Origin of the sequence: Agrobacterium larrymoorei, from assembly GCF_037722385.1 — a bacterium.
Lineage (GTDB): Bacteria > Pseudomonadota > Alphaproteobacteria > Rhizobiales > Rhizobiaceae > Agrobacterium > Agrobacterium larrymoorei_C.
This window is the reverse complement of sequence record NZ_JBBKAQ010000006.1, coordinates 194459-208169: the sequence shown is the minus strand read 5'-3', so window position 1 is coordinate 208169 and position 13711 is coordinate 194459. Positions and strand designations below refer to the sequence as shown.

Sequence of the window (13711 nt, the reverse complement as noted above, 5' to 3'; positions counted from 1 at the left end):
TCGCAGCCATCCTTGCCCCATGGGCAGTGATGATGCGCGGCACACAAGCAGGGCTCTCTAAAAAATCACGGACGGACGTCTTCGCTGAAGCCCGGTCCATAACCAAGGAAGGTTTGCGGACGTGACCTACGTTCCCTCCCAACCGAGCGCCACACAGGTTCTTCCCGGCCTTGCCGCGAAAGCGAAGAAGCCTGCCGCGGCGACAGAGACGGCCAAGCGCGTCCAGTTTTCCCCTTCGCTGCTGCCCTATCTCTTCCTCGCGCCGCAGCTTCTGGTCATTTTCGTCTTCTTCTATTGGCCGTCGGTGCAGGCGGTTCAGTCCTCTTTCTATATCGAAGACCCCTTTGGCTTCGGCTCGACCTTCGTCGGTTTTTCGAATTACACGGATGCCCTGTTCAGCGCGGAATATCTGAGCATCGCGAAGTTCACAGGCATCTTCACCATTCTCGTGACGGTATTTTCGCTGGCCATTGGTCTGTTGCTGGCCGTCAAGGCCGATGCCGTCATCCGCGGTGCTTCGGCTTACAAGACGCTATTGATCTCCGTCTATGCCATCGCGCCGCCGGTGGCGGGCTTGATCGGCATGATGTTCTTCGACCAGCATATCGGCCCTTTCGTCAAGATCGCCGCCTTCTTCGGCTGGCACATGCAGGTGGGCGTCAATTATTTCGACACGGCCTTTGCCATGGTCTTCGTCTCCGTGTGGAAGCAGATCCCGTATAATTTCATCTTCTTCCTCTCCGGCCTGCAAAGCGTTCCCGTATCGGTGCGCGAGGCAGCCTATCTGGATTGCCGCTCCGGCTTTCGCCGATTCTGGACCGTCATCATGCCGCTTCTGGCGCCGACTGCCTTCTTCCTGCTGATCATCAACGTCACCTATGCCCTGTTTGACACCTTTGGCGTCATCGACGTGATGGTGAAGGACAAAGCGGCCAACAACCCGATCACTTTGGTCTACAAGGTGTTTCTCGACGGATTCCGCGGCAACGATATTGGCGGCTCCTCGGCGCAATCCGTGATCCTGATGGTCGTCGTCTTCGTGCTGACCGTCATGCAATTCCGCTTCCTCGAAAAACGCATCCATTACGGTTGAGGTGTTGAGCCATGTATAAAACCAAGCCTCTCGACCATCTGGTGCTGATCCTCGGCTCGCTGTTTCTGGTTCTGCCCGTCATCGTTGCCTTCATGACATCCACCCATACCGCAGCCGAAATCCACATGAACGGATTGGCGCTAACGCCTGGCGATAATTTCGTCGGTACTTATGAAAAGGTGCTGACACAGAAAGGCGGCTTCACCGGCCAGGTGACCGGGTTCAACATGGTGATGAACTCGTTGATCCTCGGTATAGGCTTTGCAGTCGGCAAGATCGTTCTGTCGATGATGGCGGCCTATGCTATCGTCTACTTCCGCTTCCGCTTTGCAACGCTCGCCTTCTGGATCATCTTCACCACGCTGCTTTTGCCGCTCGAGGTCCGCATCATGCCGTCCTACGAGGTGATGAGCAAACTGGGGCTGCTCAACTCCTACACTGGCCTGATCGTGCCTCTTCTGGCCTCTGCGACCGGCACCTTCTATTTCCGCCAGTTCTTCAAGTCGGTGCCGGACGAGTTGCTGGAGGCGGCGCGCATCGATGGCGCAGGGCCGATCAAGTTCTTCATCGACGTGTTGATCCCGCTTTCGCGCACTATGGTAGCAGCGATCTTCATCATCATGTTCGTCTACGGCTGGAACCAGTATCTCTGGCCCATGCTGATGACCAACGACGAGAGCTTCTTCACGCTGATGCGCGGCATCAAGTCGATCCTGCAGGTCTGGGTCGGTTCGCAACTTCCCGATTATAATGAGGCTTTCGCGCTGGCGGTTCTGGCCATGCTGCCCCCGGTGATGATCGTCGTCATCTTCCAGAGCTGGTTCATCAAGGGCCTCACCGAAAGCGATAAATAAAAGGATACCGACAATGGCCGATATCGAAATCAGTCAGGTCTGCAAGGATTACTCCAACGGCATGCGCGCCGTCCACGATGTGGATATTTCCATCAAGGACGGAGAGTTCATCGTGCTCGTCGGCCCGTCGGGCTGCGGCAAATCCACGCTTCTGCGCATGGTGGCAGGCCTGGAAGAAATCTCCGAGGGCACCGTCAGCATCGGCAATCGCATCGTCAATGATGTGGAGCCTGCCGACCGCGACATTGCGATGGTGTTTCAGAACTATGCCCTCTACCCGCACATGTCGGTGCGCGAAAACCTGGAATATGGCCTGAAGAACCGCAAGACGCCTAAGTCGGAGATCGATGCACGCGTGGCAGAAGCCGCGCGCATGCTGCAACTGGAACCCTATCTGGAGCGCAAACCGCGAGCGCTTTCCGGTGGTCAGCGCCAGCGCGTTGCCATGGGCCGCGCCATCGTGCGCAAACCGGCGGCCTTTCTCTTCGACGAGCCGCTCTCCAATCTCGATGCCAAGCTCCGTGTCTCCATGCGCGGTGAGATCAAGCGGCTGCAGCGTCGTCTCGGCACCACGTCCATCTACGTCACGCATGACCAGTTGGAAGCCATGACTCTGGCGGATCGCCTTGTCGTGCTGAATGCGGGACGCATCGAACAGATCGGCGCGCCGCTCGACGTCTATCACATGCCCGCCTCCACGTTTGTTGCGAGCTTCATCGGTTCTCCGGCGATGAACCTTCTGTCTGGGGAACTGCATGGTGATCGTCTGGCGATCGGTCCTGCTGTCTTGTCGCTGAATGGTGTTGCGCCGACATCCGGCCCGGTAACGGTTGGTATGCGGGCGGAAGATTTGCGTGTTGCGCTGGGCGATGAACCGGCAATACCGTTTCGCCTGGATTATGTTGAGGAGCTGGGTTCACAGCGGCTGGTGCATGGTTTTGTCGGAGATCAACCGCTGACGGTAGCGCTACCCGCCGAGCTGGATCTGCCAGAAAGCTTCGCGCTCACCATCAATCCTGCCAGACTGCATTTCTTCAACATGGAGACCGGCAAGCGGATCGACATCAGGCTCAACGAGCAGGTTGCGGCACCCATACCCGAGCGGGCGAGTGTCTGATTGACAATTGCGAAGCCGGAGCGCGCTTAGCGGTCCGGCTTCATCTTTGTCCATTGACTCCATTATAAGATCGAATATTCTCTTATCATGGAAAATCGTAATGATTTGCTGGAATCCGTCATTGCCGCGCGGCTGAAGCTTCTGCGAGAGCAGAGTGGGCTGACGCTCGATGGACTTGCGACGGCGTCCGGCGTGAGCCGGGCCATGATATCACGGATCGAACGGGGGGAGGCAAGCCCGACCGCATCGCTGCTCGCGCGCATCTGTGCCGCGCTTGGCCTTTCACTGTCGCAGTTCTTCGCAGAGGGCGAGACGCTGTCCTCCCCGCTGGTGAAAAGAGACGATCAGCCCACCTGGAAAGATCCGGAAACCGGTTATGTCCGCCGCGCCATCTCGCCGCCCCGTACGGGCTCGGATGTCGATATCGTCGAAGTTTCGTTGCCCGCATCCGCGCGCGTCAGCTTCCCGCCCCACCCGGCCAGCAAGGGCATGACCCAATACGTCTGGCTGTTCGAGGGCGTGCTCCACATGACGCTTGGAGAGCAGACCTACCGGCTAGAGCAGGGTGACTGCCTCTTCATGCCCGTTGGCGAGGGCCACATTTTTCACAATCCGTCCGATAGTCCCGCTCGCTATGCCGTCGTGCTGGACCAGAGAAAGCGTATATGATGGAAGAGAACATTATAGACATCCGGCTTTTAGACCGCCAGGAGACACTCGATGCCCTGCCGGATCTTTGCGACGTCCTGTCGGACTGCGTTAATGGCGGAGCCTCGGTTGGCTTCATGCTGCCCTTCGGGCCAGGTGACGCGCGCAGCTTCTGGCAGGATGTTGCAGAAGCGGTGGGCCGTGGCACGACACTTCATGCGGTGGCTGAACACGATGGTAAAGTGGTTGGCACGGTTCAGGTGGGTCTTGCCACCAAGCCCAACCAGCCTCACCGGGGCGACGTGATGAAGCTCCTGATCCATCGAACAGCGCGTGGGCTTGGTCTGTCACGCCAATTGATGGCGCATGTGGAAGCCGAGGCGGCAGGCCTTGGTCGGACGCTTCTCGTGCTGGATACGGCAACAGGCAGCGAGGCCGAAGCCATCTATCCGCGCTTCGGCTGGCAACGCGCCGGCGTCATCCCGGATTTCGCGCTCTTCCCCGATGGGCGTTACTGCGACACGACCTTCTTCTACAAACGCATAGGTCCGGCCGAATGACCGGACCTGTTGTAGCAGCCCTGCTCTTTTGGAATCAGGCTGCGTAACGCGTGGCAACCCTGTCCTTCGTCAGGCGGAACTGCTGCAGCAATTGCAGCAGCTGATCTGTCTCGGTGTTGAGTTGCTGCGTCGCTGCACTCGTCTCCTCCACCATTGCGGCGTTCTGCTGGGTGAGCACATCGACTTCTCCGACGGAGCCGTTGATCTGCTGCAGTACGACCGCCTGATCCTGGGTCGCTTGTGTGATCTGGTGCACCTGATCGCTGACCTTGGAAATCTGAACGCCGATTTCCGCCAGGGCGTCGCCGGTCTGGTTGACGAGGCTTGAGCCTGCCGAGACCTCTTGCGTCGAGACGGCAACCAGCTGGCGGATTTCCTTGGCGGCAGAGGCAGAACGCTGCGCCAGTTCCCGCACTTCATGCGCAACGACCGCAAATCCCTTGCCGGCTTCGCCTGCGCGGGCCGCTTCCACTCCGGCATTGAGCGCCAGAAGGTTGGTCTGGAAGGAAATGGAGTCGATCACCTCGATGATATTGCCGATCGTCTGCGATGCTGCCTCGATCCGCTCCATCGCCGCAACCGCATTTCTGACGATCGTCAACGACTCGTCGGTGTGGCGCCGCGTATTGTCTACGATGCTGTTGGCCTGACGTGCACGCTCCACAGCATTGCGCATGTTGGAGTTTACCTCGTCAACGGCGGCTGCCGTTTCCTCCAGCGATGCGGCCTGCCGCTCGGTGCGCCGGGACAGATCAAGCGTCGAAGCCGACACCTGCTGGACATTGATGCGGATGGTGCCGACATTGTCCTGAATGCCACCGATCGTCTGACGCAGCCGCTGCATGGATTGATTGAAGTTGACGCGCAGTTGCTCCAGATGCCCGGTGAAGGGTGTATCGAGCGTGGTTGAGATATCGCCCGACGAAAGCCGCTCAAGGCCATCGCCCAATGCTGAGACCGCGAACTGGATCTGACGGTCGAGCTCCCTGCGCTCCGCCTCATTCATCTGCCGCTCCGCGTCGGCTGCTGCACGCTGTTCTTGCGTCTGCGCTTCGAGACGCAAACGTTGTGCGGCGTTCTCCTTGAAGACTTCGAGGGCGCGCGCCATGTCGCCGATCTCGTCATGACGGGTGTTGCCGTTAAGCGGCACATTGACGTCGCCGGTGGCAAGACGCTTCATGGCGCTGACGATCGTCAGGATCGGACCCTTGAAGGTCATGACCAAGCCGATGCCGGCGAAAATCGCAATGAGAATGCCGGCGAACATGGCGGAGATCGAGATGCCGTCGGCTTTGCTACGCTCACTATCTGCCGCAAGACGCTGGGACTCGGCAAAGCCGGTCAGTTGCTCCCAGATATGGCCAATTTCTTCCGTCGCCTTGCTGAAGGCCGCCTTGCGCTGATTGAACATGGTCAGAAGATCGGTGGCGTTCTTATCAAGCTTTGCCGAAAGTGCGTCGATCAGTGTAGCGCTTTTAACGGCGCTTTCCGACATCGTCTTATCGGACATAACCGCTCCAGCCGAAACGCTGAGACGGAAGGCCATATCACGGAACCGTTCAAGCCCGTCCTTCGTCGGGGCTGCTGCAAAGCCAGCCATCTCAAGCTGTAGGTTTTTCGCGTCGTCGCCGATCTGGCGTGCCATCGTCAGGAAGTTTTCGGCGGGTTCGATCTTGCCATCCAACTGCCCGAACATCTCGGTCGCCTGGCGCGATTTCACCGTTGCAAACCCCTGAAGGCGGATCGTCGCAGGCCTCATCATGTTGATCGCCTGATCAATCGTTCCTACCGTCGCGTCGTTGACGACGCCGACATCGATCTGCTGGCGGATCTGTTTTACGTTTTCGGAGATCTGATCGATGACGAGCTTCTGGTCGGCGACTGCAATGGCGGACAGCGATTTCGCGGTCGTCTCCAGCCCGCCGATCGCGTCGCGAACGACAGCAATCTTTTCTTCAGGCACAGTCCGCTTGTTGAACTCTGTCACGACAGTCGCAATCAGGGTTGCGCCGCGAACAAGCTTATCTGCCTCGCGCAACATCACCTTGGCTTTTGTCTCATCTGTTTCGAGCGTGCTGCGGATGTTTGTGGCGTTCGCCAGAAGCCCGTTGAGCTCCTTCATCGCGCCCGCCATATCGCCGTTCATCTGCGATCGAAGCGCCTGCTCCTTTTGGTAGAACGACCAGAGCTCATCCACCTGGACGCCGATCAGCGAAGTCCTCTTGATGGCGTCTTGAATAGAGGGATCACGTCCGTCGCCAGTCATCTTGAGAAAGCTGACTTGCTCGTCGATCTGGTGATGGAGCGTACTGCGCGTCTCTTCTGTGGTGTTGTGAAGAAACGACGTCATGCTTTCAAAGACCTGCTTGAAGCCGGTCAAGGATTGCAGGGTCGTGTTGGAAATATCCATTCGACCTTGAAGCAGCTTAGAGGTGTAAAGTCCGGAAATCCCAACCGCGAGAATACTCAAAATAAACGGTGCGATAAAGACGATAACCTTCGTCTGGATATTGAAACGTGCCAGAACTCTATCAATAAACATGCTGCCCCAAAGCCTCTATGATTTCTATGCCGTTGATTATTATTGGTTTTCGGCAGAGGAGACTTTTGCAGTCAAGCTTTTGAAAAAGCGTTAAAAGGCGTGCGTATTTTTTGTTGGCAAGGCCGTCTGTGTGCGCTTGCTCATTAAATGTGCGGGTAGAAAGTTTCTCGATTTAGCTTCGCGCTGGCCGCAGCTTACAAGCTTGTCGCTGCGACCCATTACGGGGCTTGATACAGGATCACCGCTCAGCCGGCGCCTGGATTGACGTCTTCATCATCCTCGTCTGGCAGAGAACCAGCGCCCGGCGTCTTGCTGTCGTCAGTCAGATGCTTCTTCGCATGAGGGCCTGCAGCAGGAATATCTCCATTGCTTTCGGTGTTCGTGTCGTTCTCTTCGATCGTCTCGCGTGCCTTCTTGTCGTCCATCGTTCAGCCTCCTTCGCAACATGACGTCGTTGTCATGGATCGAACGTGTGGGACCCATGCCGGTTCCTTGCGGGAGGTATGCCGGTGGTGCGTTGCGTGGCGCCTATCGGATTTTGCTATTTTGAGGGGACGGCCCGAGATCGTCAGTCTTCGATCTTGCGCGCTTCTGAAATCAGCATGATCGGCACGCCGTCACGGATCGGGTAGGCGAGCTTGGCGCGTTCGGAAATCAACACGTGATGCTCGCGGTCGTAGCTAAGCCTGCCCTTGGTCAAAGGGCAAACCAGAAGATCGAGGAGTTTCGGGTCGACCTTGCTCAGCTTTTCATCCATGGATGTCGCTCATTGCAGGATCACACCACCATCCGCACCACCTTGAGCCAGCACGATTTCCATGATGGCGATCAGCGCGTCGGCCCGGGATTTCAGATCCGGTGCTTCCAGCAGAGCCTGTTTTTCCGCCGGTCCGAAGGGAGACATCATCGACAGCGAATTCACCAGCACGCGGTTTCCGGCGCGCTCGACGCTGTCCCAGTCGGCTTCCAACTGGTTCGATTCAAGGAAATTACGGAAGACGCGCAAGAGATTGACGCGGTCAATGTCGTCCTCCCCATCTTCACCCGAGAGATCGGCAATGAAGGGCGCCTGCCTGAAGACGCGGAAGGGCGTCTTTTCCTCCAGCTCTTCCAGTAGCCGGAAACGGCAGACGCCGGTCAACGAGACCACGTAGCGACCGTCCCCCGTTTCAGAAAATGACGTGATACGACCGATGCAGCCGATCGGGCTCAGCGCGCCGCCCTCGGTTCCGGCTTCGAGCGCCTGCAGGGCGGGCTGAACCATGCCGATCAATCGATGGCTTGCGATGGCTGCGTCGAACATCGCCAGATAGCGCGGCTCGAAGATGTTGAGCGGCAGGTGGCCTTCCGGCAGCAGCAGAGCGCCTGACAATGGGAAGACAGGTATCGTCTCGGGTAGATCGCTTTCTTTCAGATATCTCGCATTTCCGACATGCATCGGATGGATTCCTTATGTCTCATCGTTCCCGCTCCAATCTAGATGAGGAGCAGGTCGGCAAAGCGCAAGACGGTGTCAGGAAAAGAGTATCGATGACAGCTTTCTGCGACCGGAAATGCTTGCCGGGTCCTTGAAGCCCCAGGTTTCAAAGAATACAACCAGCTGCTTGCGCGCTGCATCGTCTTCGAAAGTCCGGTCCTTGCGCATGATGGTCAGCAACTCTTCGACGGCCTGATCCCGGTTTCCTTGTGCATTCAGGATTTTGGCGAGGTTGAGCCGTGAGGCGTGGTCGTCCGGGTCAAGCTGCAGCGCCTGCTGCAAGGCAGCCGGATCGCCAAGCTTGCGGGCTTCTTCGAACTGCGCCAGCTTTTTCGATGCTGCCTGCACGGCCGCATCCTTGGTCAGTTCTTCCGGCAGAGAAGACAGAAGCTCGCTGGCGCGCTCATATTGTCCGACAGCAATCATGCACTCTGCAATGCCGGCGACAGCTGCTGCATTTTCCGGATCGGCCTGCATGACCGCGCCAAAAAGCTGGGCGGCATTTTGAAAATCGCCGGCTTCCAGAAGTTGTGTCGCCTCGGCGAGCGCTGCCTCGATCTCAGCCTTCTGATCATCGCCTGCAGGGCCCGCTAGCTTCTCAATGAATTGCAGGATCTGACTTTCGGGAACCGCACCCATGAAGCCGTCGACAGGTCTGCCATCGACGAAGGCAACTATGGCGGGGATGGACTGAATGCCCAACTGTCCGGGAATGGCAGGATGATCGTCGATGTTGAGTTTGACCAGCTTAACGCGTCCGCCCGCCTCATTGACCACCTTCTCCAGAACGGGCGTCAGCTGCTTGCAAGGGCCGCACCATGGCGCCCAGAAATCCACAAGCACCGGCTGGCGACGCGATTCATCCATGACGTCTTTCGAGAAATTCGCGGTCGTCGTGTCCTTTATATAGGCGCCTTGAGAGCCGGATTGTCCGGCGCCGAAGCTGGCAGCGCCCGTCATCTGGCCTCCGAGCGAGGCTCCGTAAGGGTTATCCATTCCGCTCATATCTCGTCTCCCATATCATCTCGTTCCGGTGCGCTCATACCGCACAGATCGTGGTTTATTCCGTGACTTTCAAGATCAGCGGCGTATGCCCCGTTGCCTCCAGGAAGCGCACGAGGTCGTCACGACCAATCGTCGTCGTAGCATCATTAGTCAGCGGGTGGCCGTTGATCAGGTCATACGTCATCAACTCGCTGTCGAGCACAAAGGTCACTTGGTTTTCAGTATCGTTGATGGCGCCAAACACCGTGACCGAACCTGGAACGACGCCCAGATATTCCAGCATCTTTTCCGGCTTGCCGAAGGAGACCTTGCTGGCGGCATTGATGATCTTGTGAACCGTCTTCAGATCCACCGTCGCATTCTCTTCAACGGTAAGCACGAAGTACTGATCTTTCTTGTCCTTAACGAAGAGGTTCTTCGTATGGCCGCCAGGGATCAGATCGCGAAGCGACTCCGATTCGGCAACAGTGAAGACCGGCTGATGCTGCGTGGTCGTGTGTTTGATGCCAAGGCCATCGAGAAAGGTGAAAAGATCCTGCGCCGTCTTGGGGGAATGCTCTGCAACCATCACTGCGTGCCTTTGCCGGATTTCGTGTGTCTTTGATAAGGTGAATAGGCTTGACCCGCGGCTTTTGCAATCCATTCTGCCGCCGCGACCACAAAAGATCAGCCTTTTCCGATGCTTGCGATGAGGCACAAATTTTTCTCCGAGTTTTCGTCATTTCCCTGTTGCATTTGAAAAACGGTTGAGCGATATAGCGCCCGTCGCCGCAAGACGGCGCCCACGGTTCAGCGATCTACCCCGAACCGTCGGATTTTTGAGCGGGTGTAGCTCAGGGGTAGAGCACAACCTTGCCAAGGTTGGGGTCGAGGGTTCAAATCCCTTCGCCCGCTCCAAATCTCTCATTAAAGTTTTCATTCGGTGTTTTCGACGGTCATCGTGAAGCGATCGGCGTTTGTGCCGTGCGTGCGTCGCTGCCTGGGCGAAACAGATATATCGCACCCTCACTGCATTTATCTCTTGCATTTGAAAGTCGGTTGAGCGATATAGCGGCCGTTGCCGCAACATGGCGACCCGCGGTTCAGCGATCTACCCCGAACCGTCGGACTTTGAGCGGGTGTAGCTCAGGGGTAGAGCACAACCTTGCCAAGGTTGGGGTCGAGGGTTCAAATCCCTTCGCCCGCTCCAAATTCTAAAAATTCACTCAGTGATGTGTTCTTCTTGCATAGCAGCTCACGCGTTTGCCGTGCGCGCTTCTGTGGCATCCGCATCGTTTACCTGTTAAGGGAACCCCTTTTCCACAACACCGGACTGGCATTGAGATGAAAAGACTGATTGGCTCCGTTTGCTTGGCATCGTTGATGATGGTGCCGATGTCCGTGCAGGCCACGCCCGTTCTCGTCCTCGATGCCGATACCCACCAGGTGCTTGTTCAGGAAGATGCCGGCGTTCCCTGGTATCCCGCATCGACGACGAAGTTGATGACGGCGTTTCTCACCTTCGAGGCACTGCGTGACGGCCAGATTTCGCTCTCGACCCCCGTGACGATGACGAAGAAATCCGTCAGCGAGGCGTTTCTGGAGTCCGGTCTCTCGCAGGGCCAGGCCATGACCTTGGAAGATGCTCTTTATGCCATGATCGTCGCGTCCGCCAATGACGTGGCCATGGCCGTCGCCGAACGGATAGGCCATGGCGAGGCGCCCTTCGTCGAAAAGATGAATGACGCGGCGAGGCGCCTTGGCATGACGGGGACGCATTTTTCCAACCCAAACGGGTTGTTCGACAAGAACAACTATACTACGGCGCGCGATCTTGCGATCCTGGGGCTCGCCATTGAGCAGCAATTCCCGCAGTTCCAGAATTTCTTTCAGGTCTCTGCCGTATCGATCAATGGCAAAGAAATCCCGTCCAACAACCTGCTTCTGACCCGCTACCGTGGCACAACCGGCCTGAAGACCGGTTTCCTCTGCGCCTCCGGACGCAACTTCGTCGGTGTGGCCAAGCGTGACAACCGGCGCCTCATGGTCGTAGTGCTAGGCGCGACCACTGAGCGAGAGCGCAATGAACGCTCTGCCAAGTATCTGAACGAAGGATTTGAAGGACAGCTTGCGCCAAGTTTCGGGACCGTTGAGTCGATTGCCAACCGACCGGACGTAAAGCCTGAAGATATGAGACTACGGCTCTGCACCAACCAGAGCGTCCAATATGAAGCTGCGCGCGAAGCGATGTATCCAATGGGCCTTCCTGGCCAGCCGAGCTACCTCAATGACGAGATACCTGGCATCGTACACCGTATCACCACCTGGCAGAATGAAGCCGCGGCCGCCGACGTGCCTTTGCCATCACCGCGACCGGCCGGCAACACTCCGCAGAACTAAGCCGTACCGAACCAGCCGCTGCTATGGCCCTTAGCCTACAGCCACCGTTTCCGTGCGAACCTGCTGGTCCAGGAAGGGCTGAACATCGACAGCCTTGAGCGGCCGTGAATAGATATAGCCCTGGATCAGGTTGCAGCCCATTTCGGTCAGCATGGTGAGCTGATCTTCCGTCTCCACGCCCTCGACGACGCAATCGAGCGACAGATCTCGCGAGAGCGAGCTGACGGAGCGGACGATCTTCTGGCTGGCCTCGCTGTCGATAAGATCGCGGACGAAGCTGGCATCGACCTTTATCTTGTCCAGTGGCAAACGCTGAATTTGGCTCAGGCTCGAATAGCCGGTTCCAAAATCATCGAGCGAGATGCGCGCCCCCGTGGCTTTTAGCGCGTTCAGGCTGGCGATGGCCTGGTCCAAGTTCATCATCAATGCCGTCTCGGTAACTTCGAATTCGACTCGTATTGCAGATACGCCGCTCTTTTCCAGGATCGTGATGAGGGTCAGAATTTTGTCTGGAGCGGTGATGTCGTGCCCGGAGAGATTGAAGGAAATACCGACCGTATCCGGCCAATGGCGAACGGCGTCCAACGCCTTGCGCAGCAGGAGCGGGGTGAGGGTGGAGATAAGGCCGGATTGCTCTGCAACGGGAATGAACCGCGCTGGCGATACAAGGCCAAGGGCTGGGTTCTGCCAGCGGGCGAGGCATTCCAACAGAACCGTCTCATTGCGACCGGAATCGACGATTGGCTGGAAGGTGAGGAACAATTCCTTCTCAAGGTCGGCCGCACGCAGGCTGCGCTCGATCAGAGCCGCTTCGCGCACGGTTTCCTCATGTTCTGAACTGAACAGTACGGTTTGTTGCTTTCCAGTTTTCTTGGCATGGAAAAGCGCATAGTCAGCGCGATCATAGAGTTCCGTCGCGGTCGTTCCGGCCTGCGGGAAGGTGGAAAACCCGACCGAGCAACCGAGTGACAGGCGTAGATCATCGACAAAGATCGGCGTCTTTACCGACTCGATCAGCACATCGCCGAGGCCAACCAGTGTCTCGGGATCATTCTCCCCGCGGATGAAGAAGGCGAACTCGTCGCCACCCAGCCTATAGACCTCGGCATGGGCCAAGAGAATATCCTGCAAACGTCGTGCCATGGCTTTCAGCAACCGGTCGCCAACAAGATGACCATTGCTGTCATTGATGGCCTTGAAGCCGTCGAGATCCACGATGGCGAGTGCCAGCGGTTTGTCTGCTTCGCGCGCGTGGTCGAGAGCCTGTTCCAGATCACGGAAGAAGCGACGCCTGTTGCCGATCTCTGTCAGCATGTCAGTATTGGCAATGCGAAAGTTGTCTTCGCTGAGTGTCTCGATCTCGCGCGTCTTGGTTTCAATCGAAAGCCGTGATGAGACCAGGCTGGTGAAATCGCGATAGTAGCCTTGTGCGACATAGGCGAGGCCTGCGACACCGCCGACCAGGAGTACAACGATGCCGATCAGCGCAGAACCGGAATGGGCGCCGATGTAAAGCATGCCGAGAACGCAGAATGTGGCCGATAAAATGGAGGAGACTCGAAGGTGCAGGAGGCCAAACAGCAGGAAGACCATCTGGCCGCCCATGCAAAGCGCCAAAAGGAGCAGAGACTCGCCTGTTCCCCAATGCGAAAGCCAGACCTGCCAGCCGACGATCATCGCCATCCACACCGTGATCTCGATACCGAGAATTCGAACCGAGCGCGTGCATTCTGCCGACGGCGGAATAACATCGCGCTTGCGATGCCAGAGATAGGCCCAGATCAGCGACTTCGGGACCAGAACTGCAGGCAGAGTTGCCCAAGCCCACCAAGGTGCGAGAGTGGAATGGACGAATGCGACGGCAATGATGTCCGCGCACAGCGCGATGTAGAGTGCGGGCCAGGTCCGTGCCAGAGCATGATATCGGGCCTGTTCTACAGTCCGTGCATTCGCAAAGCCGTCGCTCATCTCACCATCCATATGTCGATCGTCAATGATGAGACTGGTAGCTGATAAGAGTAAAGCCCGGTCTTACG

The 13711-nt window shown here is 57.4% G+C and carries 13 protein-coding genes and 2 tRNA genes; 8 read left to right on the top strand and 7 right to left on the bottom strand.

The genetic code is table 11. The features are described from left to right. The first annotated feature begins 121 nt into the window (after window positions 1–121). The 5 genes from WKI41_RS10660 to WKI41_RS10640 all read left to right on the top strand — a co-directional run bounded on the left by WKI41_RS10660 (window position 122) and on the right by WKI41_RS10640 (window position 4272). Window positions 122–1093, top strand: a complete 972-nt coding sequence (locus WKI41_RS10660; protein WP_306929143.1) for an ABC transporter permease subunit — start codon at window positions 122–124, stop codon at window positions 1091–1093. 11 nt (window positions 1094–1104) lie between these two features. After that, window positions 1105–1947, top strand: a complete 843-nt coding sequence (gene ugpE, locus WKI41_RS10655; protein WP_340193453.1) for a sn-glycerol-3-phosphate ABC transporter permease UgpE — start codon at window positions 1105–1107, stop codon at window positions 1945–1947. A gap of 13 nt (window positions 1948–1960) precedes the next feature. Beyond that, the gene (locus tag WKI41_RS10650) at window positions 1961–3064 is read left to right on the top strand and encodes a sn-glycerol-3-phosphate ABC transporter ATP-binding protein UgpC (RefSeq protein WP_340193452.1); all 1104 of its coding nucleotides are present in this window, start codon (window positions 1961–1963) and stop codon (window positions 3062–3064) included. An 87-nt stretch (window positions 3065–3151) separates the two neighbouring features. Further along, a complete protein-coding gene (locus WKI41_RS10645) occupies window positions 3152–3733 on the top strand; it encodes a helix-turn-helix domain-containing protein (RefSeq protein WP_340193451.1) in 582 nt (193 codons plus the stop codon). Window positions 3734–3744: 11 nt separating this feature from the next. Continuing rightward, entirely contained in the window at window positions 3745–4272 is a 528-nt protein-coding gene (locus WKI41_RS10640; RefSeq protein WP_340193675.1) for a GNAT family N-acetyltransferase, read from the top strand. A gap of 34 nt (window positions 4273–4306) precedes the next feature. On the opposite strand, the gene WKI41_RS10635 is transcribed toward WKI41_RS10640, so the two are convergent. The 6 genes from WKI41_RS10635 to WKI41_RS10610 all read right to left on the bottom strand — a co-directional run bounded on the left by WKI41_RS10635 (window position 4307) and on the right by WKI41_RS10610 (window position 9864). After that, entirely contained in the window at window positions 4307–6814 is a 2508-nt protein-coding gene (locus WKI41_RS10635) for a methyl-accepting chemotaxis protein (protein ID WP_340193450.1), read from the bottom strand. Between the two features lie 245 nt (window positions 6815–7059). Beyond that, entirely contained in the window at window positions 7060–7239 is a 180-nt protein-coding gene (locus tag WKI41_RS10630) for a hypothetical protein (RefSeq protein ID WP_340193449.1), read from the bottom strand. Window positions 7240–7382: 143 nt separating this feature from the next. Continuing rightward, a complete protein-coding gene (locus WKI41_RS10625) occupies window positions 7383–7571 on the bottom strand; it encodes a Trm112 family protein (RefSeq protein WP_340193448.1) in 189 nt (62 codons plus the stop codon). Window positions 7572–7580: 9 nt separating this feature from the next. Beyond that, window positions 7581–8252, bottom strand: coding sequence for an LON peptidase substrate-binding domain-containing protein (locus tag WKI41_RS10620; protein ID WP_340193447.1), 672 nt, complete (start codon window positions 8250–8252; stop codon window positions 7581–7583). A 75-nt stretch (window positions 8253–8327) separates the two neighbouring features. Beyond that, on the bottom strand, window positions 8328–9296 hold the full coding sequence (gene trxA / locus WKI41_RS10615) for a thioredoxin (protein WP_340193446.1): 969 nt from the start codon (window positions 9294–9296) through the stop codon (window positions 8328–8330). 55 nt (window positions 9297–9351) lie between these two features. Next, window positions 9352–9864, bottom strand: a complete 513-nt coding sequence (locus tag WKI41_RS10610) for a prolyl-tRNA synthetase associated domain-containing protein (protein WP_340193445.1) — start codon at window positions 9862–9864, stop codon at window positions 9352–9354. A 254-nt stretch (window positions 9865–10118) separates the two neighbouring features. Between WKI41_RS10610 and WKI41_RS10605 the strand changes: the two genes are divergently transcribed. From WKI41_RS10605 to WKI41_RS10595, 3 genes are all read left to right on the top strand, one after another. Then, a tRNA-Gly gene (locus tag WKI41_RS10605) sits at window positions 10119–10193 on the top strand. Window positions 10194–10410: 217 nt separating this feature from the next. Then, window positions 10411–10485 (top strand) — tRNA-Gly (locus WKI41_RS10600). Between the two features lie 134 nt (window positions 10486–10619). Then, on the top strand, window positions 10620–11675 hold the full coding sequence (locus tag WKI41_RS10595; protein WP_340193444.1) for a D-alanyl-D-alanine carboxypeptidase family protein: 1056 nt from the start codon (window positions 10620–10622) through the stop codon (window positions 11673–11675). Between the two features lie 30 nt (window positions 11676–11705). Here WKI41_RS10595 and WKI41_RS10590 read toward each other — a convergent pair whose 3' ends face one another. Beyond that, window positions 11706–13643, bottom strand: a complete 1938-nt coding sequence (locus WKI41_RS10590) for a putative bifunctional diguanylate cyclase/phosphodiesterase (RefSeq protein WP_340193443.1) — start codon at window positions 13641–13643, stop codon at window positions 11706–11708. Window positions 13644–13711: the final 68 nt, after the last annotated feature.

Excerpts from the sequence above, each read along its gene's own strand:
- ugpE (WP_340193453.1), top strand. The coding sequence starts at position 1,105 with ATGTATAAAACCAAGCCTCTCGACCATCTGGTGCTGATCCTCGGCTCG.
- WKI41_RS10650 (WP_340193452.1), top strand. The coding sequence starts at position 1,961 with ATGGCCGATATCGAAATCAGTCAGGTCTGCAAGGATTACTCCAACGGC.
- WKI41_RS10645 (WP_340193451.1), top strand. The coding sequence starts at position 3,152 with ATGGAAAATCGTAATGATTTGCTGGAATCCGTCATTGCCGCGCGGCTG.
- WKI41_RS10635 (WP_340193450.1), bottom strand. The coding sequence starts at position 6,814 with ATGTTTATTGATAGAGTTCTGGCACGTTTCAATATCCAGACGAAGGTT.
- WKI41_RS10630 (WP_340193449.1), bottom strand. The coding sequence starts at position 7,239 with ATGGACGACAAGAAGGCACGCGAGACGATCGAAGAGAACGACACGAAC.
- WKI41_RS10625 (WP_340193448.1), bottom strand. The coding sequence starts at position 7,571 with ATGGATGAAAAGCTGAGCAAGGTCGACCCGAAACTCCTCGATCTTCTG.
- WKI41_RS10620 (WP_340193447.1), bottom strand. The coding sequence starts at position 8,252 with ATGCATGTCGGAAATGCGAGATATCTGAAAGAAAGCGATCTACCCGAG.
- trxA (WP_340193446.1), bottom strand. The coding sequence starts at position 9,296 with ATGAGCGGAATGGATAACCCTTACGGAGCCTCGCTCGGAGGCCAGATG.
- WKI41_RS10610 (WP_340193445.1), bottom strand. The coding sequence starts at position 9,864 with ATGGTTGCAGAGCATTCCCCCAAGACGGCGCAGGATCTTTTCACCTTT.
- WKI41_RS10595 (WP_340193444.1), top strand. The coding sequence starts at position 10,620 with ATGAAAAGACTGATTGGCTCCGTTTGCTTGGCATCGTTGATGATGGTG.
- WKI41_RS10590 (WP_340193443.1), bottom strand. The coding sequence starts at position 13,643 with ATGAGCGACGGCTTTGCGAATGCACGGACTGTAGAACAGGCCCGATAT.